We start from the raw sequence: 19,329 nt of genomic DNA, 5'->3' as shown, positions 1-19,329 counted from the left end.
GTTCAGCGGCCGTTGAACGCGTCCCGCAGCCGCGAGAAGAACCCCTGCTGCCCGGGGGCGAACTTCCCGGGCGGCCGCTCCTCGCCACGCTGCTTGGCCAGCTCGCGCAGCAGCTCCTCCTGCGCCGGGTCGAGGCGCAGCGGGGTCTCCACGTTGACGTGGATGAGCAGGTCGCCGCGGCCCGTCTCGTTGAGCCGCTGCACGCCCCTGCCGTACATCGTGATGACCTGGCCCGACTGCGTGCCCGGCCGCACGTCGACCTCCTCGGAGCCGTCGAGCGTCTCCACGGCGAGGTTGGTGCCGAGCGCGGCGGCCGTCATCGGGATCTGGACCGTGCAGTGCAGGTCGTCGCCGCGCCGCTCGAAGATCTCGTGCGGGCGCTCGACGATCTCCAGGAAGAGGTCTCCGGGCGGGCCGCCGCCGGGGCCGACCTCGCCCTCGCCGGCGAGCTGGATGTGCGTGCCGTCCTCGACGCCCGCGGGGATGCGGACCTTGATCGTACGGCGGGTGCGCACACGGCCGTCACCCGAGCACTCCTGGCACGGGTGGCGGATGATCGTCCCGAAGCCGCCGCACTGGGGGCACGGCCTGGAGGTCATGACCTGGCCCAGGAACGACCGGGTGACCTGGGAGATCTCGCCGCGCCCGTTGCACATGTCACAGGTGTCGGGGTGGGTGCCGGACGCGGCGCCCGCGCCCTGGCAGACCTCACAGAGCACGGCCGTGTCGACGACCAGCTCGCGGGTGGTGCCGAAGGCGGTCTCGCGCAGGTCGAGCTCGACGCGGATGGTCGCGTTGCGACCTCTCCTGGCCCGCGAACGGGGCCCGCGCGCGCCCCCGGCCGTGCCGAAGAAGGCGTCCATGATGTCGCTGAACGGGAAGCCCGCGCCGAAGCCGGCCGCTCCCTGGCCCGCGCCGGCGCCGCCGAAGGGGTCGCCGCCCAGGTCGTACATCTGACGCTTGTTGGCGTCGGACAGCACCTCGTAGGCCTGCGTGATCTCCTTGAACCGCTCCTGGGTCGCGGGGTCCGGATTGACGTCGGGATGGAGTTCGCGGGCAAGCCTGCGGTAGGCCTTCTTGATCTCTTCCTGACTGGCGTCACGGCGCACCCCGAGGGTGGCGTAGTAGTCGCTGTTTGCCACTTATCGACCTCTTATGATGCAGCCAGGATTTGGCTGACGTAGCGTGCCACCGCGCGCACGGCGCCCATCGTCACGGGATAGTCCATCCTCGTGGGGCCTAGCACGCCTAGCCGGGCCAGTTCGTTGTCGCCAGAACCGTACCCGGTTGCGACGATCGACGTGCCACGGAGGAACGGGTTCTCCGAGCCGATGCGCACGGTGAGCGTGGACGGGGTGTCTGTGGAAGTCTCGCCGAGCAGCCGCATGAGCACGACCTGCTCCTCCAGTGCTTCGAGCACATCGCGCAGCCCGGTCGAGAAGTCGGCCCCGGCGAGGTTGGCCGCACCGGCGAACACGATCTTCTCATCATGGCGCTCGACCAGCGTCTCGAGGAGCACCGACAGGATAGTGGCCACCACGGGACGGTCTTCGACGGGCAGCCGCTCCGGCAGGTCGGCGACCTGATCGGGGACGTTGAGCAGGCCGCAGCCGTCGAGGGAGGCGTTGAGCACCGCGCGCAGGTGCGCGATGCGGGTGTCCTCCACCACTTCGGGCAGCTCGACCACCCGCTGCTCGACGCGGCCCGTGTTGGTGATCAGCACGAGCATGATCCGCCGGTCGTGCAGGGGCACGAGCTCGACGTGCCTGACCGTCGAGCGGGTCAGCGTCGGGTATTGCACGACCGCGACCTGCCGGGTGAGCTGCGCGAGCAGCCGCACCGTGCGGGTGACCACGTCGTCGAGGTCGACCGCGCCGGCGAGGAACGTCTCGATCGCCCGGCGTTCCGCTCCGGAGAGCGGCTTGACCTGCGAGAGCCGGTCGACGAACAGGCGATAGCCCTTGTCCGTCGGCACGCGGCCCGCGCTGGTGTGCGGCTGGGTGATGTAGCCCTCCTCCTCCAGGGCGGCCATGTCGTTCCTGACCGTCGCTGGGGAGACCTTCAGGTTGTGGCGTTCGGCGAGCGCCCTGGAGCCCACCGGCTCATTGGTGGACACGTAGTCTTCGACAATGGCGCGGAGCACCGCCAGCTTCCGATCGTCGAGCACGCGCTCACCTCCTACCTCTGCCTTTCAGGAAACGACAGGTCTAGCACTCTGTGTTCCCGAGTGCCAAGTGTACGGCTCCCGCCCACAAGGTGCGATAACACCGGAGCTAGCGAGTGGCCGCCAATAGGGCGCACACTGGCCGATATGACCGACGACTCCCAGCCCCCCTCCTACGGTCCACCGCCGGGACAGGGTCCGTACCAGGGGCAACCTCCCCAGTACGGCCCGCCGCCGCCCCAATATGGTCCGCCGCAATACGGCCAGCAGCACTACCAGCCCGGCCCCTACGGGCAGCAGCAGCCGTACCAGCCCGGACCTTACGGCACGCCGCAGCGGTTCGGCCCTCAGGTTGACCCGAAGTTGATCAGACCGCGGTTGCGGTGGATCGCGGTCGCCTGGGGCCTGGCGCTGCTCGCCGGGCTGGTCGGGGTGGGAGTGTTCGTGAGCGGCATCCTGAACACGGTGGGCGCGGTGGCCCCGTCCAAGACGTTCACAGCGGGCCAGAGCGTCACCGTGCCGCTGGACCCGGCGGAGAAGCCGGTGGTGTACCTCGCCAGTGAGAGCCAGGTCCATTACATGTGCCGGATCGACGGCGGTCCCGGCGAGGCCAAGCTCGCCAAGACGTCCGGCACCGAGCGGGTCACCGTCAATGGCACGCAGTGGAATCTCATACTCGTGGTCAACGCGCCTGCCAAGGGCGACTACCAGTTCACCTGCACGACCCAGGAGCCGACGAACGTGCGCTTCGGCGTCGGCCGCGACTTCGCCGCCGCCGCGGGCGGGCTGGTGGGCGGTGTGGCGGCGCTGCTGGTGATCCCGGGTCTGGGCGTGCTGGCCGCCGTCATCACGACGATCATGGTGGTGACCCGGCGCAGCTCTCATCGCAAGCGCCTTGCGGCGGGCGGGTGATTTGCTACGGTCCCCGTGTGTACGACGGCGATGTTCTAGCGGGAAATTGGCGGCGGCCGGGCAAGGGCAAGATCCCCCAGGTGCCCGCCGAACTCGATCTGGTCGTGGAGGACGCCGAGAGCGGCTTCTGCGGCGCCGTGGTGGCCTGCGACAAGGAGGCCGTCACGCTGGAGGACCGTTTCGGCAAGCGCCGCCTGTTCCCGTTCGCGCCCGCCGCGTTCCTGCTGGACGGCAAGGTCGTGACGCTCGTACGGCCGGCCGCCCCGGGGGTGTCGAGCCCCAGGCGGAGCGCGTCCGGCTCGATAGCCGTCGAGGGCCTGCGGGCCAGGGTGGCAAAGGAGAGCCGCATCTACGTGGAAGGCGTGCACGACGCCGCCCTCGTGGAGAAGATCTGGGGCCACGACCTCCGGGTGGAGGGCGTCGTGGTCGAGTACCTGGAGGGCGTGGACGACCTGCCCGCGATCGTCGCCGAGTTCGGCCCGTCGCCGGAGCGTAGGCTGGGCGTGCTGGTCGACCATCTCGTGCCGGGCTCCAAGGAGAGCCGGATCGCCGCTCAGGTGACCTCACCCCACGTGCTCGTCGTGGGCCATCCCTACGTGGACATCTGGCAGGCGGTCAAGCCCTCCGTGCTGCGGATCCCGGCCTGGCCGGACGTGCCGCGCGGGGTGCCGTGGAAGGAGGGCGTGATCGCCGCCCTGGGCTGGCGGATGGAGCCGGCCGACGCGTGGCGGCGGATCCTCGGCGCCGTCTCGGCATTCACGGACCTGGAGCCCGAGCTGCTCGGCCGGGTCGAGGAACTGATCGACTTCGTTACGGAGGCACCATGAGCCAGGATCCCCCGCAGCCGCCGCCGGACGATGATGCGACGCGACGCATCTCGCAGTCGGACATCAACCCCGAAACCCCTCGGCAACCGGAGTACGGCGCCCAGCCTGGCTCCGGACCGACGCCCGGATACGGAGCCCAGCCTGGGTCGGGTCCCGCGCCCGGATACGGCGCCCAGCCAGGGTCCGGTCCCGCGCCCGAGTATGGCGGTCAGCCCGGCTCGGGGCCCGCGCCTGGGTATGGTGACCAGCCCGCTTACGGTTCCGGGCCTCAGAGCGGTCCTGGGTCGGGGCCACAGCCTGGTTACGGTTACGGGCAGCCTGGTTCCGGCGGCTACGGGCAGCCTGGTTCCGGCGGCTACGGGCAGCCTGGTTCTGGCGGCTACGGGCAGTCGCCCGGTTACGGTTACGGGCAGCCGCCCACGCCGCCGCCCGGCTACGAGCAGCCCGGCTACGGCTACGCGGCCCCGCAGCAGCGTCCGCCGCACGTCCCCGGCGTCTACGGTCCGCGGCCGGGCAGCGACGACACCACGATGGCCATGCTGGCCCACCTGCTCGGCCTGCTCGTCTCCTGGATCGGCCCGCTGATCATCTACCTGATGAAGCGGGACGAGTCACCCTATGTCCGCGACCAGTCGGCCGAGGCGCTGAACTTCCAGATCACGATGTTCATCGGCTACGTCGTCGCGGGCCTGCTGACGGTCGTCCTGATCGGGATCATCCTGTTCCCCATCATCTGGATCGTGTCGCTGATCTTCCACATCCAGGCCGCCATCGCCGCCAACAAGGGCGAGAACTACCGCTACCCGATCGCCATCCGCATGGTCAGCTGAGCAGACCGCATACCAGGCCAATAGTCGGCTGAGCTGAGCCCGTACCAGGGCAATGCTCAGCCGAGCAGATCGCGTACCAGGGCATCGGCCAGGAGCCGGCCGCGCAGGGTGAGCACCAGCCGCCCCGCCTTGAACGGCTCCGGCTCCAGCAGGCCGTCGCCCAGCGCCACCGCGACGGCCGTACGCGCGCCCGGAGCCACGTCGGCGACCGGGTAGCCGGAGGCCAGCCGGAGCTCCAGCATCAGGCGCTCGGCCTCGCGGTCGTCGTCGGCGAGCACTTCGCGCGCGTGCGCGGGCGAAGTGCCCGCGGCCAGGCGCTGGGCGTAGGCGGCCGGATGCTTGACGTTCCACCAGCGGGTGCCGCCCACGTGGCTGTGCGCGCCGGGGCCCACGGCCCACCAGTCGCCACCGGTCCAGTAGAGCAGGTTGTGCCGGCACCGCGCGTCGTCGTCCGTGGCCCAGTTGGACACCTCGTACCAGCGCAAGCCCGCCTCCGCCAGCAGCGCGTCGGCGATCTGGTAGCGGTCGGCGGCCACGTCGTCGTCGGGCATCGGCAGCTCGCCGCGCCTGATCCTGGCGGCCAGCCGCGTGCCCTCCTCCACGATCAGCGAGTAGGCGGAGACGTGGTCGGGCTCGGCGGCGATCGCCGCCTCCAGCGACGCCCGCCAGTCGTCGTCGGACTCGCCGGGCGTGCTGTAGATCAGGTCCAGGTTGACGTGCTCGAAACCGGCCTTCTTGGCTTCGTGTACGGCCTGCGCCGCCCGGCCGGGCGTGTGCTGCCGGTCGAGCACCTTGAGCACATGCTCCCTGGCGCTCTGCATGCCGAAGCTGACCCGGTTGAAGCCGCCGTCCAGCAGGCGGCCGAGGTAGGCCGGGTCGACCGACTCGGGGTTGGCCTCCGTGGTCACCTCGGCGCCCGCCTTGAGCCCGAACTCCGCGTCGATCGCGCCGAGGATCCGGCCCAGGTCTTCGGCGGGCAGCAGGGTGGGCGTGCCGCCGCCGAAGAACACGGTCTCGACCGGGAGCTCCACGTCACCGAGGACGCGTCGGGCCAGCCGTACCTCCTCGATGGCCGTGTCGGCGTAGTCGCGGTGCGAGGCACCGGGGCCCAGCTCGGCGGCGGTGTAGGTGTTGAAGTCGCAGTAGCCGCAGCGCGTCACGCAGAACGGGACGTGCACGTAGAAGCCGAACGGACGCTCGCCGAGGCCGCGCAGCGCGCTCTCGGGCAGTTCGCCGGAGGAGGGCGCGGCGTCGCCGTCGGGCAGGGTGGATGGCACGCCTCCAGTCTGCCCGCTGCCATTGACTGCCTGATCCAGCGGCGCTCCGATCCGGTGACTCACCGATCCGGTGACTCTCCGATCCGGTGACTCTCCGATCCGGGAAACTATTTGGCGGCTCTTGGAAGACCGCCCGGCGAGGCTCACGGAGCGTCTTTGAGGACCCGTTCCGCGATCCGGTCCCCCGAGCAGCGCCCCATTGACGTCCGGCCCCGACGTGGTGAGGTTCTCACCGAACCTGCCGTCACGCAGGTCACGTCCCAGAACCCCCTCCACCAGTCGTAATCCTCCCTGGCGTAGGCGTGGACCGCGTGGCACGGCCCGCCGTGGTTCGCCTTGTCGGCCCGTTCGTCACCCGCCAGCCCGTTGGCGTACGCATCCACCCGCCCCGCGACAGACGCCTTGTTGATGGCCGTCCGCCCCAGCTTGCCCGCCCACTCAACATCCACCGGTTTCCCGACATTTACTGAGATAAGACGCATATGCCGACGGCAAACCGAACCCCATGACCGATCCACTGCCCGTGCTCTCCACCCCAGGGTGGAGATCCAGGACTCAACCCCCAGTCCGATCCGCCGCCACACCGCTCATCCCTACCGTCAGACCCATGGATCCCCTGCTGAGCGCGCTGCTCATCCCCGCCGCCGTCATCTTCGTCGTCTACCGGCAGATGATGACCCGCCCCACGGCCAGAAACGGCATCGTCTATGTCTCCGCCGCCCTGGTCGCACTGGGCCTGCTGACCGGCGGCCTCATCGACACCGCCCAGCTTGCCCTCAGCCTGGCCCTCGTGGTGGTGGAGGCCATCGCCGCCGTGGTCTTCGGCGCCGTCCGAGCCGCGACCGTACGCGTCTGGATGGACGAGGCCGGGGTTACCTGGTCGAAAGCCACCCCCTTGACCCTTCTGGCCTGGCTGGCCTCGGTCGCGAGCCGCGTGGGCCTGTACTTCGCCGGCACCGCCCTCGGCCTGAACGTCTCGACCTCCGGCATCCTGTTCTTCGTCGGCCTGACCATCGGCGCCCAGGCTCTGCTCGTCGCCCGTCGCGGCCGCGCCCTTTCCGGTACGACCGTGCGGGCGGATAGCTTCGTGGAGTGATGCCGGACCCGTCAAAGATCGCCCCCTTCGTCCTGCGACTGGGGGTGATCGTCGTGTTCGTATGGGCGCAGGTACGGTCCAAGCCGGCGCTCGGCTTGAGCGGCTCCGGCCTGACGATCACCGGATTGACCGCAGCCATAGTGATCCTGCTGATCGTCGCCCAACTCCCCTTCACTCGGAAGGCGTCAGGGCTCCTACAGCCCCGCAAGGCGCCCCAACCCCAGCCAGACCAGGCACCGTCCCCACCCCGGCCGGCCCGAGCAGCATCCCCGACACCACCAAACCAAGCGCCCTCCCCACCGCCAGTGGATCGAGCGGCGCCCCCGCCACCGGACCAAAGCACCTCCCCACCACCGCTGGACCAAGCCACCTCTCGGCTCTCGCCATACCGCGCGCTCTCCCGATCCCCGCTGGACCGAGCGACTCCCCAGCTACCGCGGGATCAAGTGACATCGCGCATGTCCGGGCCCGCCAGCGTGGCGCGCAAGGGGGTCACAATCGCGTCCCGCGTATCCCGCATGACGACCGTGTTCCGCCGATCCACCACAGCGACCACGTCCCAAGTGCCTGACACAGCGACCACCTCCCGGCTGTCCGCACTGGCGATCACATCCCGGGTGCCTCTCCTGGCGGTCGCGCTCGGCGCATCGACCGCCTTCGCGATCGCTCTCGACGCGGTGGCCGACGGCGGCCCGGCGTTCGCCGTGCTGTTCTACAGCCTCGGCATGGCGGCCATCCGGCTGCCGTTGCGCCAGTCGGTGCCGATCGGGGCGCTGGCCATTTGCGCGCTGCTCGTGGAGGGGGCCATCGCCGGTCGGCTGAGTCGCGATCTCAGCCTCATCCTCAGCCTCTGCCTGGTGTTCCTGGTGGCCTACTCGGTCAAGGAACGCCGGGCGGCCAGAGCCGCCGAGGCCCGCGAGGCCGTACTCGCCGAGAGGGCACGGATCGCCAGAGAGATCCACGACATCCTCGCCCACTCGCTGTCGGCGCAGCTCGTGCATCTGGAGGGCGCCAAGCTCCTGCTCCGCGCGGACAAGACCGAGGAAGCGCTCGACCGCGTCGTCCGCGCGCGCGACCTGGCCAAATCCGGGCTCGAGGAAGCCCGGCGCGCGGTGTCGGCCCTGCGCGAGAACACGCCCGCCCTTCCGCAGGCACTTCGGACGCTGGCGGAGGATTTTCAGGCGGCCACCGACCGGGCGTGCACGCTGCACGTCTCGGGCACGGAGCACCGCCTGCCCCCGGAGACGGAGCTCGCCCTGCTGCGTACCGCCCAGGAGGCGCTGACGAACGTACGGCGGCACGCTCCCGGCTCTCCGGCCACGATCAGACTGGTGTACGAGCCCGGCTCATGCGACCTCCACATCACCAACCCCGCCGGAGCCGAGCGAGGCACACCTGGGGGAGGATATGGCCTCATGGGTATGCGCGAACGAGCCGAACTTCTCGGCGGCACCCTGTCAGCGGGCGAGACGACGGACGGTTTCCGCGTCCATTTGCGGGTCCCGGCGTGAACCAGTGCACAGGTGAGACGAATGGCGGCTTCCGCCAATCCGCCAGTCTCCTGGGCTTCCGCGTCCACCTGGGGAGTCCCTGCATGACCTTCCTCACGTCCGGCAGCCCCGCCGGGATCCGGGCGGCCGCCCCCAGCACGGAGTCGCGAGATTCCCGTTTACTCCCCCTCACGTCCGGCGGCCCCGCCACTCTCGCCCGGTGGGTCACGGTGGCCGGATCATGAGCGTCACGGTCGTGGTCGTCGATGACCAGGCGGTCGTTCGGGAAGGGCTGGTCCTGCTGCTCGGACTCCTGCCGGGGATCGAGGTGGTCGGCTCGGCAGGGGACGGTGAGGCGGCGCTCCGCCTGGTCGCGGAGCGGCGGCCAGACGTGGCACTGATGGACCTCCGGATGCCGCGCATGGACGGCGTCGAGGCGACCCGCCGCATCCGCGCCGAGCACCCGGACACCCAGGTCGTGGTGCTCACCACGTATTCGGACGACGAATCGGTGTTCGCCGCGCTCAGGGCGGGAGCGCGAGGCTTCCTGACCAAGAGCGCGGACTCGGACGAGATCGCCAAGGCCATCGCCGTCGTCGTCAGCGGTAACGCCCAGCTCGATCCCTCCGTCCAGCGCCGTCTCCTCGACACCATGACGGCTCCCGACGGCGGTCGGCCTCAGGGCGCGCGACCTGACCGCGATCCGCGCGATCAGCATGACCGCAACCCACCCGAGCAGCCCGACCGCGACACGCGCACACAACCTGACCAAACCGGTCCGACGACTCTCGACGAGGGTGCCGCCTCCACCGGCCGGAGCGTGTTCGGCGACGATCTCTCCGTCGGCCAGACCGCTCCCCGGCAGCAGCCGGAGCCGGTCCTTGGCAGGCCGGATGCGACAATCGAACGGCGCACTCCCGGCAGCGGAGACGCCGCGACAAGCACCGACGACGAAGCGCTCGCCGACGCGCGTGACGGCCTGACGCGGCGCGAGGTCGAGGTGCTGCGGCTCATCGCCGACGGCCTGTCGAACACCGAGATCGCCGCCCGGCTCTTCATCAGTGAGGCCACCGTCAAGACCCACATCAACAACCTCTTCGCCAAGGCCCGCCTGAGAGACCGCGCGCAAGCCGTCACATACGCGTACCGCCACGGTCTCGTCCGCCCGAACCCGTGACCTCCACGTGGTTGAGCTGGGAATCATCATCGAAGCCCGCCAGCTGTAAGACCGTCTCCAGGGCGGCCTGGCGGGTTTCCTCGACCGAATCGCCACGTTCGCCGAAACAGTCGGCGGCCACGTCGAGCACGGCCACCACCACGGCCGCGTCAGGGTAGGGCACGTCGACCAGGACGGTGCCGTCACCCGCTCCCTCGGCCGGGACCGCGTGAAGTCTCAGCAACCGCCGCATTTCTTCCGCCACGGCGACCCCCAGCACAGCAGCACGCTCGAATTGCTCAGCGGCAATCATGTCACCCTCCTATCGCACAGGTGTTCGGACATGAAGGTAGCGGGCGCCACCGACAGAAACCTCGGCGTGCACGGGGATCCAGGGCTGCGCGTCCTGCGCCACCGAACCTTGAGTGCGGCCATCGAATTTCGAGTGGTGCAGGCCCCTCGCTGAGAGTCCATGGTCCTGACAGACCCCGCAGCCCTCGAAGGGGATGGAGCAAAGGATGTCGATAATGGCTTCTCGGCTCCGCCTCAGGGGCACATGCGGCCACCGTGGCCACAGCACACCAAGGGAGACCCAACATGGCGATTCAGCGGATGGACAATGTCCTCATCGTTGTCGACGACCTGGACGCCGTTATTGCGTTCTTCGTCGAACTTGGCATGGAACTGGAGGGCAAGGGGCCCCTTGAGGGACGTTGGGCGGAGCAGGCGGAGCGCGTCATCGGGCTCGACGACGTCCGGCAGGACATCGCCATGTTGCGGGTTCCGGACGGCCATGGCCGAGTAGAGCTGGCGAAGTTCCACCGGCCGAAGGCCATCACCCCCGAGCCGAAAGACGCGCCGGCGAACACGCTGGGCATTCGCCGCATCATGTTCGCCGTCGACGACATCGAGGACGTCATTGCCCGCCTACGCGCCCACGGCGCCGAACTCGTCGGCGCGCTGGAGCAGTACGAGGACACCTATCGGCTCTGTTACGTCCGCGGCCCCGAGGGCATCATCGTCGGACTGGCGGAGCAGATCGGCTGAAGACTACCGAAAGGACCGTGCACCCAAGCAGCATCCGGGCAGCCGCATCGGGGACCTGCTCTGAACCGCAGGCTGGGCGCGGCTTACTCGCCTCACGCGGAGCGAGGCAGACGAAATGATCAGGCCCACCCCAGCCAACCACTGCGTGAAGATCAATACCGCCCCAATAGGGTCCTTGCTGTCTCGCACAGCCACGCGCTTACCGTTGAAGGTCTCTCGATCATGTTGCCGCCGAGGTCAGTCCAATCAGCCGACCCGGCGAAGCGTTCTTGGGAAGGCGGTCCAAGCGCAGCGAGGCCCTTCAGGGGTCGGGCGTAAGCCCGACTGGGAGGACGTCCGGAGCGAAGCGGAGGCCCGTTGTAGGCGGGCGGCCATCAGACGGCCCGCCACCGAATCGGGTGACGGGTGGGGAGAAGGACTGGGCGAACATGCTGGTAGCGGCGACAGGCGTGACACCATGTGCGACGCTAAACGCATGCACCTTCCTGGCCGCAAGGGCGCACCGCAGCACGGTCACGCGTTCGTGCGGCGGCGCTGGTGGTCTCGCCGCCGAGTCACGCCCGCGGTCCACGCGGACGTAGCCGAGCTGGATGAGGGGCGGCACGTGTGGCGGGTTGCCTGGTGGGGCGAGGGCTGGGGCGTGTGGCCCGGCCGGAAGCCGGACGTCACGACGATGCCCGCCTACAGCACTGAGGACATCCCCCACGCCAAACCTGAGATTGCGGCCCATTGGGCGTTTGAGGTGGTGCCGCCGCTCGGCCGTACGGTGATCGAGTGCCCGCCGTGGGGAGTGGTGAGCGGCAGCCGGCAAGCCCTCAGGTGATCGGTTCGGGGTGGTCGCAGTCTACGTGGCTGCTGGAACTCTCGTCCTGCACCTTGTAGGGCTCGCCGCTGGTGAACGTGCCGACTCTGGAGGCACGCGCCCGGTAGCTGCCGCCATCCCGGCATGGGGTCACGAGGGTGTAAGACTTGGCCAGGCCAGGCAGCTGTTCGTAGTAGTCGTGGTCCACCTCGTACCAGTCGGTGAATAGGCCGTCCTTGTGATCGATGGCGATCCGGGCGTGGAACGTGGTGAGGACTTCCTGATCACATATGACGCGCAGGCTAACCCTCACTCGGGGCGCGGCCGATGCGAATTGGACGGCGGCGAGTGGCCCCCAGGAGTTTTCGCAGCCATGGCGACCTTCGGGGTGGGTGGTGCTGTGGTTGCCGCAGTCTGCTGGGGTGCTGGCCAGAGTAAAGGCTGCGGCGATCACGGCAGCGTGTTTGGTCCACACAGCGGGGGCTCCATCGGTGGCGGGTGATCCGTCGTCTGAAACGGTAGTAGCGTCAGACACGCTGTGTACGCGATAGTTCACCGTCCGCATGTGAGTCCACAGATCGGACGCGTTTATGCCTCGGCGACCAGCTTCGATGCGACTGAGCGACGACTGTGCGACTTCAAGTCGTGTAGCAACCCGCTCAGCAGTGAGGTCGGATTCCTTCCTGACACTTGCCCTGTGCCGCGCATGCGGGGCATCGACGGCGAGCGGTCGCGGACTTCGAAGCGCGCTCCGACTTCATCGCGCAGGCGGCCCGCCACGCGCCACGCCCGCCCGAATTGCCGGAAATCCTCAGGCAAACACAGAGAATCGCAGACGCTCACGGCACCGATCACCGGTTCCAGGAGCAGCTGAGGAAATGCCGGAAGTGCGGCGCCACCTGGCGGTCCTACGAGGGGAAGAAGACCGACGTCGCCATGGTCGCTGACATCGCCCTCAAGCAGGTAGATGTCGTCATGCCTGTGTCGGCCGATTCGGATCTCTGCGGGGCGGTCGAAAAGATCCGGGAGATCGACGGACTCCGTGGCACCAAGACGAGGGCCGTCGCCGTCTTCCCGCCTGGCAAAAGCGCGGACGGCCTGCGCAGGTGCAGCGACGCGTAGTTCCCCATCGGGGCGGCCGTCGTGCGGCGCTCCCAGATCCCCGATGTGGTGAGCGGCCTGGGAGATGCCGTCTACCACCGCCCGCCGCACTGGAACTGAGCGCTCTCCCAACTCCCCCGAAAGCAGTGCGCAACCATACCTCTCGTCAGGAAAGCGAATGTGGCAGTTCATGCCCCGTGTACGAGCACGCCGACGGGCCTGATGCGCCCATGGCACGCATCGCAGGCGAGTGCAGAAAAGCATGCAGGGCGACACTGGACGCCCGGGCGAAGAGGGGCTCACATGGTTTTCGGTTGGACCAAACACGGTGCGCGGGCTTCGGTCTAGGCCAGGTGGTAGGAGTCGGTGCCGGTCTCGATGATGTTGCCGCCTAGGTCAGTTTAATCGGCCGACCAGGCGAAGCGTTCTTGGGAAGGCGGTCCTCGCGCAGCGAGGCCCTTCAGGGGGCGGGCGTCAGCCCGCCTGGGAGGACGCCCGGAGCGAAGCGGAGGCCCGTTGTAGGCGGGCGGGGATCAAAAGGCCAACCACCGAATTGGGTGACGGGCGGGAAGAAAGAACACCCGGAGCGAAGCGAAGGCCCTTTGGCGAGGGGCGCTCGGCATGGGTAGGATCGGTTAGCAATCGCAATCGATTGGTAGGCGATATGAGATGGATGTCGCACGTACGCAGGCCGCGCTCCGGCTGATCGCTCGCGGGTTCGAGGAGCTCGCCGCCGCCCTCGGTGAGGCGGAGGAGGCAGGGGAGGACGAGCGGACGGCTCGGGTCATCGAGGAGTGGGGGCAGCGGGGGCTGACGCAGAAGGAGGCGTCGGTGCTGTTTCAGCGGCATGGGTTCGCCCCGCAGACGACCGGCGGGTGGGCTCGGGGCGACTGGGTCGAGATCCGCGACGACGGCCTGCGTTACCTCACCGCGAAGTCGCACACCTGGCTGGAAGGTCGGGCATGACAGCGGGCACCGTAACGATGCCCACCAGAAGGATGGTGTCCAGGTGACCTTTTCCGTGCGCATCGCCGTACGCGGCTATGAGCTTGACTCGCAAGGGCATGTCAACAGCGCCGTCTATCACCAGTACGGCGACCACGCTCGCTGGGAGTGCCTGCGTGCGGCGGGCATCTCGGTCGACGACATGCTGGGCTCGGGCATCGGCCCCGTGACCCTGGAGAACACCATCCGCTACCTCGGCGAGCTGCGCGGCGGCGACGAGGTGGAGGTGACGTGCGCGTTCCTGTGGGGCGAGGGGAAGACGTTCAGGATCGCGCAGGAGTTCAGGCACGCCGACGGGCGGCTGGCGGCCGAGATGACCAGCGTGGGCGGGCTGCTCGATCTGGCGGCCCGCCGCCTGGTGGATGACCCGGCGGCCCGCTGGCGCGTCCTGGCCGACTCCCCGGATCTGCTCGGACTGTAGAGGATGTGCTCGGCGCGAGTAGGACACGCTCGCTGTAGAGGACGCGCACAGGTCGCAGAGGACGTGCTCGGGCCGCAGAAGGCGCGGGTAGAGGACGCGCTCGGGCCGCAGAAGGCGCGGGTAGAGGACGTGCTCGGGGCTGTTGACGTTCGAGTTCGCTAAAAACGGTAGTGGAGTACGACGTTGCCCCGGCGGGATAGGGCCGCGCTCAGCGCGCCTAGACGGGTCCACCAGCGAAGGACCGGCGGGAACAGGGCGACCTCAGGCTCCCGGGTGCACAGGATCTCCCTGACCAGCTTCAGCTTGGGGTGCCAGCGTTCGGCGTCCCGGGGATCGTCGAGGCCGGGGAACTTGGTGATGTCCCTGACGGCTTGGGTGGCGGCCATGGGAAGGTGCTGCTGGGCCCAGACGTGGAAGCTTCCGTACCCGTTGAAGGCTATCTCCCCGCTTGGGAAGTGACCGATGAGGCGGTCCACCAAGGCGATCATCTCCTCCATGGAGAGGAACGCGATCAGCCCGTCGGCGACGATCACCGCGGGCCGGTCGGTGGGCAGGGTGTCCAGCCACGCGGGGTCGGTCAGGTCGGCGGCGATGCCATGTGGGGTGGCGCGGGCGGGCAGCAGTTGCCGCCGGGCAGCCATGACCTCGAGGAAGTCGATGTCGTACCAGTCGGCCGTGGGCGGTGGGGAGATGCGCAGCACCCGGCTGTCCAGACCGGCTCCGAGGTCGAGGCCGACCCCGTCGGGGTGGCGGGCGAAGAACCGCTGGGCCACCTCGTCCAGCTTCTTGGCCCGGTGCGCGATGTTGATCGCGGCGCTCGGGATGAGGCCGAACTTCTTGTAGTCGTAGCCGGCCTCGCGCACGATCTCGTCGGCCATCTCGTCACCGAGGATGGGGCGGGGCAAGCGGTTGTCGAGGGCCCGGCCGCACAGCGTCAGCCACAGGGTCTCCTGCAGCGGCGTGAGAGCCGGAAGGGTATCTGGGGGCATGGGTCGTCAGTCCTCTTCCCATCGGGTATTGGTCGGTGCTTCTTCTGATCGGTTGTCGGCCGGACGGTCTTTCAAGGTGTCGCTCGGTGCGCCTGCCCAGCGGGGGTCGGTCAGTGCGTCACTGGCCGCCTTGAGCAGGGAGTCATCGGCGTACAGGCCGTGCGTGTAGACCTCGAGCGTCGGCAGCGCGAGCCGCCGCAGGGCCTCCGGGCCGAAGGCCTCGTAGCCGAGGGCGCGCGCCAGCGACGGCGCCATGGTGAGCGTGGCGAGGCTGGTCAGCACGCTGAACACGGCCAGCGCCCGCACGTCCGACGATGGGCGCATGGAGCCGTCGGCGATCCCGGCCCGCAGAGTCGCCTCCGTCTCCTCCACCATCGTGGTCACGAACGTGGCGCCCGCGGGCGAGTCGTCCTCCACAGCGCGGCCCATGTACTGCACGTACAGGTGGTACTCCGCCGGGTCCGCCAGGTATTCGTTCGCCAGATTCGGCAGGCCGGCGCGTCCCTTGCGGGCCAGCGTCCGCAGGACATGCTCGTCGCAGACGGCACGCAGCTTGTCCTTGCTGCCGAAGTGGTGGATGACCAGGCCGGCGCTCACCCCCGCCGTGGCGGCGACGGCCCGCAGGTTCGTTTTCTGGAAGCCGTCGCGGGCGAAGTGGGCGATGGCCGCATTGCGGATCTTCGCCTGGGCGGTCAGATCCGAAGAGGCTGAACACATGTTTAGTACTATAAACAGCCGTTCAGTCGCTGGGCAAGCGGACATGAGGAAGCCCCGCACCTACAAACGGGTGCGGGGCTTCCGAAAAGCTGGCAAACGCCGCCGAAAGGGCTACTTCTTGGCCTTGTCGGCGCTCGAGTCCGTCGACAGCGCCGCGACGAACGCCTCCTGCGGCACCTCGACCCGCCCGACCATCTTCATCCGCTTCTTGCCTTCCTTCTGCTTCTCCAGCAGCTTGCGCTTACGCGTGATGTCGCCGCCGTAGCACTTGGCGAGGACGTCCTTGCGGATGGCGCGGATGTTCTCGCGGGCGATGACGCGGGCGCCGATGGCCGCCTGGATCGGCACCTCGAACTGCTGCCTGGGGATCAGCTCGCGCAGCTTCTTGGCCATGTCGACGCCGTAGGCGTAGGCCTTGTCCTTGTGGACGATGGCGCTGAAGGCGTCGACGGCCTCGCCCTGGAGCAGGATGTCGACCTTGACCAGCTCCGACTCCTGCTCCCCGTCGGGCTCGTAGTCGAGCGAGGCGTAGCCACGGGTGCGCGACTTGAGCTGGTCGAAGAAGTCGAAGATGATCTCGCCGAGCGGCAGCGTGTAGCGGATCTCGACCCGGTCTTCCGACAGGTAGTCCATGCCGCGGAGCTGACCGCGCCGCCCCTGGCAGATCTCCATGATCACGCCGATGAACTCGGCCGGGGCCAGGATGGTCGACTTGGTCACCGGCTCGAAGACCTGCGAGATCTTGCCGCCGGTGGGGAACTCCGACGGGTTGGTGACGGTCAGCTCGGAGCCGTCCTCCATGACCACCCGGTAGACGACGTTGGGCGCGGTGGAGATCAGCGACAGGCCGAACTCGCGCTCCAGCCGTTCGCGGACGATCTCCATGTGGAGCAGGCCGAGGAAACCGACCCGGAAGCCGAAGCCGAGCGCGGCCGAGGTCTCCGGCTCGTAGATCAGCGCGGCGTCGTTGAGCTGGAGCTTGTCGAGGGCCTCGCGCAGCTCGGGATATTGGTCGCCGTCGATGGGATAAAGGCCGGAGAAAACCATCGGCTTGGGGTGCTCGTAGCCCGCCAGCATCTCCGTGGCGCCCTTGGTGACCGAGGTGACGGTGTCACCGACGCGCGACTGGCGCACATCCTTGACGCCGGTGATCAGGTAGCCCACCTCGCCGACGCCCAGCCCCAGATCCGACACCTTGGGCTCGGGCGAGATGACGCCGATCTCCAGCGTCTCGTGGGCGGCTTGGGTCGACATCATCAGGATGCGCTCGCGCTTGCCCAGGTGGCCGTCGAAGACCCGGACATAGGTGACGACGCCCCGGTAGGTGTCATAGACCGAGTCGAAGATCAGCGCGCGGGCGGCCGCGTCGGCCTTGCCCACCGGCGCGGGGATGGTCTGCACCACGTGGTCGAGCAGCTCGCGTACGCCCACGCCGGTCTTCCCCGAGACCCTGAGCACGTCGGACGGGTCGCAGCCGATCAGGCCCGCGAGCTCCTCGGCGAACTTCTCCGGCTGCGCGGCGGGCAGGTCGATCTTGTTGAGCACCGGGATGATGTGCAGGTCGGCGTTCATGGCCAGGTAGAGGTTGGCCAGCGTCTGCGCCTCGATGCCCTGGGCGGCGTCGACCAGCAGGACCGCGCCCTCGCACGCCTGCAGCGACCGGGACACCTCGTAGGTGAAGTCGACGTGGCCCGGCGTGTCGATCATGTTGAGGACGTGGCCGTCCCAGGGCAGCCGCACGGCCTGCGACTTGATCGTGATGCCGCGCTCCCGCTCGATGTCCATCCTGTCGAGGTATTGGGCGCGCATGGACCGGTCGTCTACCACGCCGGTGATCTGCAGCATCCGATCGGCAAGGGTCGACTTGCCATGGTCGATATGCGCGATGATGCAGAAGTTGCGGATCAACGCGGGGTCGGTCTGGCCAGGCTGAGTGCGCACCGAAGTCCGTTTCGACAGGGTTGAGGTCAAGCGTCTTTCATGGTGACATGCCCGGGTGATTGCCCGAACCGCCATTCGCCGTGGCCTGCGCCTTGTCGCGCTGGCCCTGGCCGTCGTCGTCGCGCTGCTCGGCCTCCTCGCCGGCGCGCTCCGCGTTCAGTTTACCGGTGACCCGGCGGCCTGGGCGAAGAGCACGGGCAACGACGCTCTCTGGCTCGGCCACGCGTGGGTCGACGGCCGCCGTACGGAGCAGGACGTGGAGCGGCTCGCGGTACGCCTGCGCGCCACGGGCATCAAGGACCTGTACGTCCACGCGGGCCCGTTCGAGAAGGACGGCCAGCTAAAACCTGATAAATACCCCAGCGCCGGAAATTTCGTTCGATGGGCACGACAGTACCTCCCCGGCCTCCGTGTCTCCGCCTGGCTCGGCCAGAAGGTCGACGGCTTCCTCGACCTCGACGACGCCAAGTCCCGTGAGAACGTCCTGGCCGGAGTCGCCGCCATCATGAAGACCGGCTTCGACGGCATCCACTACAACTTCGAGCCGATCGGCGACGGCGACCGCGAGTTCCTCGACCTCCTCGACAGAACCCGCCAGTACACCAAGCTGCTGTCGATCTCGACACCCCAGATCGAGCCGTACCCCCTGATACGCCTGCCCGCTCGGACGATCCTCGGCCACGACAAATACTGGTCGAGCGGCTACTTCAGGGAGGCCGCCGAGCGCGTCGACCAGGTGGCCATCATGACGTACGACTCCTTGACCCCCCTGCAGTCCCTTTACGGCGGTTATGTCGTGCGGCAGGCCACGCTCGCCCTCGACCTGGTCCCGGAGACGAAGCAGATCCTCGTGGGCGCCCCCGCCTACCACGACCACGGCGTCGGATGGAGCGACGCCGCCGAGAGCGTGGCCATGGCCGCCCAGGGCGCCAAGCTGGCCCTGACGGAGCACGGCAGGCGGGAGCGGTTCGGCCTGGCCCTGTACGTCGATTTCGCCGCCACGGAGGAGGATTGGCGCGAATACACCACCGAGTGGTTCTCCTGAGGCCGTACACTGGACCGAGACTCCAATTCCCAGGGTGTTGATTTGAGCTGTCCTCTGGGTTATTGGTAACCTGTTCAACTGCGTGTGGCGCGCCCCTCTCACGAGCCCGCGCGCCCCATCCATCACTCAGACTTTACCGAGGCTTCTTCGTGGCGAACATCAAGTCCCAGATCAAGCGCAACAAGCAGAACGAGAAGGCTCGCCTGCGCAACAAGGCGGTCAAGTCCTCGCTGAAGACGGCCGTGCGCAAGTTCCGCGAGGCCGCCGAGCAGGGCGACGCCCAGCAGGCCGCCGAGCTGCAGCGGGCCGCCGCCCGTCAGCTCGACAAGGCCGTCAGCAAGGGCGTCATCCACAAGAACCAGGCCGCCAACCGCAAGTCGGCGATCGCCAAGCAGGCCGCCTCCCTGGCAGCCAAGTAAGGCCCAGCCAGGCTCGATCAAAGAGCAGGGCGCCAGAGCGCCGCACCTCCGTCAAGGGGTGCGGCGTTTTTTGTGTCACGATTTCGATAT

Annotated in this window: 21 protein-coding genes and 3 pseudogenes; 14 read left to right on the top strand and 10 right to left on the bottom strand. The window is 68.5% G+C overall.

Annotated elements, in window-relative coordinates; genetic code table 11:
- Nucleotides 1-2: 2 nt before the first annotated feature.
- Both dnaJ and hrcA read right to left on the bottom strand, forming a co-directional pair.
- Complete coding sequence (dnaJ, locus tag AB0C30_RS22960; protein WP_357947240.1) at nucleotides 3-1,142, bottom strand: molecular chaperone DnaJ; 1,140 nt, start codon at nucleotides 1,140-1,142, stop codon at nucleotides 3-5.
- Nucleotides 1,143-1,153: 11 nt separating this feature from the next.
- Nucleotides 1,154-2,167, bottom strand: a complete 1,014-nt coding sequence (gene hrcA, locus AB0C30_RS22955) for a heat-inducible transcriptional repressor HrcA (RefSeq protein ID WP_357947237.1) — start codon at nucleotides 2,165-2,167, stop codon at nucleotides 1,154-1,156.
- A 144-nt stretch (nucleotides 2,168-2,311) separates the two neighbouring features.
- Here hrcA and AB0C30_RS22950 point away from each other — a divergent pair, with 144 nt between their 5' ends.
- Genes AB0C30_RS22950 through AB0C30_RS22940 form a run of 3 tightly spaced genes read left to right on the top strand, consistent with a single transcriptional unit; the run spans nucleotide 2,312 to nucleotide 4,733 of the window.
- On the top strand, nucleotides 2,312-3,076 hold the full coding sequence (locus tag AB0C30_RS22950) for a hypothetical protein (protein ID WP_357947234.1): 765 nt from the start codon (nucleotides 2,312-2,314) through the stop codon (nucleotides 3,074-3,076).
- A gap of 17 nt (nucleotides 3,077-3,093) precedes the next feature.
- Complete coding sequence (locus AB0C30_RS22945) at nucleotides 3,094-3,903, top strand: DUF3097 domain-containing protein (RefSeq protein ID WP_357947231.1); 810 nt, start codon at nucleotides 3,094-3,096, stop codon at nucleotides 3,901-3,903.
- Nucleotides 3,900-4,733, top strand: coding sequence for a DUF4870 domain-containing protein (locus AB0C30_RS22940; RefSeq protein ID WP_357947228.1), 834 nt, complete (start codon nucleotides 3,900-3,902; stop codon nucleotides 4,731-4,733). The genes AB0C30_RS22945 and AB0C30_RS22940 overlap by 4 nt, the downstream gene beginning before the upstream one ends.
- A gap of 56 nt (nucleotides 4,734-4,789) precedes the next feature.
- On the opposite strand, the gene hemW is transcribed toward AB0C30_RS22940, so the two are convergent.
- Both hemW and AB0C30_RS22930 read right to left on the bottom strand, forming a co-directional pair.
- Complete coding sequence (hemW, locus tag AB0C30_RS22935) at nucleotides 4,790-6,010, bottom strand: radical SAM family heme chaperone HemW (RefSeq protein WP_357947225.1); 1,221 nt, start codon at nucleotides 6,008-6,010, stop codon at nucleotides 4,790-4,792.
- Nucleotides 6,011-6,153: 143 nt separating this feature from the next.
- Entirely contained in the window at nucleotides 6,154-6,459 is a 306-nt protein-coding gene (locus tag AB0C30_RS22930) for an MOSC domain-containing protein (protein WP_357947222.1), read from the bottom strand.
- A 158-nt stretch (nucleotides 6,460-6,617) separates the two neighbouring features.
- On the opposite strand from AB0C30_RS22930, the gene AB0C30_RS22925 reads away from it, so the two are divergent.
- The 4 genes and pseudogenes from AB0C30_RS22925 to AB0C30_RS22910 form a co-directional block, all read left to right on the top strand.
- On the top strand, nucleotides 6,618-7,106 hold the full coding sequence (locus AB0C30_RS22925; RefSeq protein ID WP_357947219.1) for a hypothetical protein: 489 nt from the start codon (nucleotides 6,618-6,620) through the stop codon (nucleotides 7,104-7,106).
- Between the two features lie 563 nt (nucleotides 7,107-7,669).
- Nucleotides 7,670-8,617, top strand: coding sequence for a sensor histidine kinase (locus AB0C30_RS22920; RefSeq protein WP_357947216.1), 948 nt, complete (start codon nucleotides 7,670-7,672; stop codon nucleotides 8,615-8,617).
- 220 nt (nucleotides 8,618-8,837) lie between these two features.
- A pseudogene (locus AB0C30_RS22915) lies at nucleotides 8,838-9,173 on the top strand (response regulator transcription factor); the annotation flags it as partial.
- Between the two features lie 396 nt (nucleotides 9,174-9,569).
- A pseudogene (locus AB0C30_RS22910) lies at nucleotides 9,570-9,773 on the top strand (response regulator transcription factor); the annotation flags it as partial.
- On the opposite strand, the gene AB0C30_RS22905 reads toward AB0C30_RS22910, so the two are convergent.
- A complete protein-coding gene (locus tag AB0C30_RS22905; RefSeq protein WP_357947213.1) occupies nucleotides 9,730-10,065 on the bottom strand; it encodes a hypothetical protein in 336 nt (111 codons plus the stop codon). The pseudogene AB0C30_RS22910 and the gene AB0C30_RS22905 overlap by 44 nt on opposite strands.
- A 284-nt stretch (nucleotides 10,066-10,349) precedes the next feature.
- On the opposite strand from AB0C30_RS22905, the gene AB0C30_RS22900 reads away from it, so the two are divergent.
- The gene (locus tag AB0C30_RS22900) at nucleotides 10,350-10,799 is read left to right on the top strand and encodes a VOC family protein (RefSeq protein ID WP_357947210.1); all 450 of its coding nucleotides are present in this window, start codon (nucleotides 10,350-10,352) and stop codon (nucleotides 10,797-10,799) included.
- Between the two features lie 475 nt (nucleotides 10,800-11,274).
- The gene (locus AB0C30_RS22895) at nucleotides 11,275-11,622 is read left to right on the top strand and encodes a hypothetical protein (protein WP_357947207.1); all 348 of its coding nucleotides are present in this window, start codon (nucleotides 11,275-11,277) and stop codon (nucleotides 11,620-11,622) included.
- Here AB0C30_RS22895 and AB0C30_RS22890 read toward each other — a convergent pair.
- Together AB0C30_RS22890 and AB0C30_RS22885 are read right to left on the bottom strand one after the other, a co-directional pair.
- Nucleotides 11,615-12,055 (bottom strand): hypothetical protein, encoded by a 441-nt coding sequence (locus AB0C30_RS22890; RefSeq protein ID WP_357947204.1) that lies wholly within the window; start codon nucleotides 12,053-12,055, stop codon nucleotides 11,615-11,617. The genes AB0C30_RS22895 and AB0C30_RS22890 overlap by 8 nt on opposite strands.
- 129 nt (nucleotides 12,056-12,184) lie before the next feature.
- A pseudogene (locus AB0C30_RS22885) lies at nucleotides 12,185-12,277 on the bottom strand (helix-turn-helix domain-containing protein); the annotation flags it as partial.
- A 122-nt stretch (nucleotides 12,278-12,399) separates the two neighbouring features.
- Between AB0C30_RS22885 and AB0C30_RS22880 the strand changes: the two are divergent.
- From AB0C30_RS22880 to AB0C30_RS22870, 3 genes are all read left to right on the top strand, one after another.
- Nucleotides 12,400-12,723: a hypothetical protein gene (locus AB0C30_RS22880; RefSeq protein ID WP_357947201.1), complete on the top strand. Its 324-nt coding sequence runs from the start codon at nucleotides 12,400-12,402 to the stop codon at nucleotides 12,721-12,723.
- Between the two features lie 648 nt (nucleotides 12,724-13,371).
- The gene (locus AB0C30_RS22875) at nucleotides 13,372-13,668 is read left to right on the top strand and encodes a hypothetical protein (RefSeq protein ID WP_357947198.1); all 297 of its coding nucleotides are present in this window, start codon (nucleotides 13,372-13,374) and stop codon (nucleotides 13,666-13,668) included.
- A gap of 43 nt (nucleotides 13,669-13,711) precedes the next feature.
- Nucleotides 13,712-14,128, top strand: a complete 417-nt coding sequence (locus AB0C30_RS22870) for an acyl-CoA thioesterase (RefSeq protein ID WP_357947195.1) — start codon at nucleotides 13,712-13,714, stop codon at nucleotides 14,126-14,128.
- A 158-nt stretch (nucleotides 14,129-14,286) separates the two neighbouring features.
- Here AB0C30_RS22870 and AB0C30_RS22865 read toward each other — a convergent pair whose 3' ends face one another.
- From AB0C30_RS22865 to lepA, 3 genes are all read right to left on the bottom strand, one after another.
- Complete coding sequence (locus AB0C30_RS22865; RefSeq protein ID WP_357947192.1) at nucleotides 14,287-15,117, bottom strand: class I SAM-dependent methyltransferase; 831 nt, start codon at nucleotides 15,115-15,117, stop codon at nucleotides 14,287-14,289.
- Between the two features lie 6 nt (nucleotides 15,118-15,123).
- Complete coding sequence (locus AB0C30_RS22860; RefSeq protein WP_357947189.1) at nucleotides 15,124-15,834, bottom strand: TetR family transcriptional regulator; 711 nt, start codon at nucleotides 15,832-15,834, stop codon at nucleotides 15,124-15,126.
- Between the two features lie 111 nt (nucleotides 15,835-15,945).
- Nucleotides 15,946-17,775 (bottom strand): translation elongation factor 4, encoded by a 1,830-nt coding sequence (gene lepA, locus AB0C30_RS22855; RefSeq protein WP_357947186.1) that lies wholly within the window; start codon nucleotides 17,773-17,775, stop codon nucleotides 15,946-15,948.
- Nucleotides 17,776-17,830: 55 nt separating this feature from the next.
- On the opposite strand from lepA, the gene AB0C30_RS22850 reads away from it, so the two are divergent.
- Entirely contained in the window at nucleotides 17,831-18,820 is a 990-nt protein-coding gene (locus AB0C30_RS22850; protein WP_357947183.1) for a glycosyl hydrolase family 18 protein, read from the top strand.
- Nucleotides 18,821-18,969: 149 nt separating this feature from the next.
- Nucleotides 18,970-19,239 carry a 30S ribosomal protein S20 gene (gene rpsT, locus AB0C30_RS22845; protein WP_219527587.1) on the top strand — a complete coding sequence of 90 codons (270 nt, stop codon included), beginning with the start codon at nucleotides 18,970-18,972 and terminating at the stop codon, nucleotides 19,237-19,239.
- The last annotated feature ends 90 nt before the right edge of the window (nucleotides 19,240-19,329 follow it).

The organism is Nonomuraea sp. NPDC048901 (assembly GCF_040649695.1).
GTDB lineage: Bacteria > Actinomycetota > Actinomycetes > Streptosporangiales > Streptosporangiaceae > Nonomuraea.
Note: the sequence above shows the minus strand (reverse complement) of the source record. Positions and strands in the feature narration are given on the sequence as shown.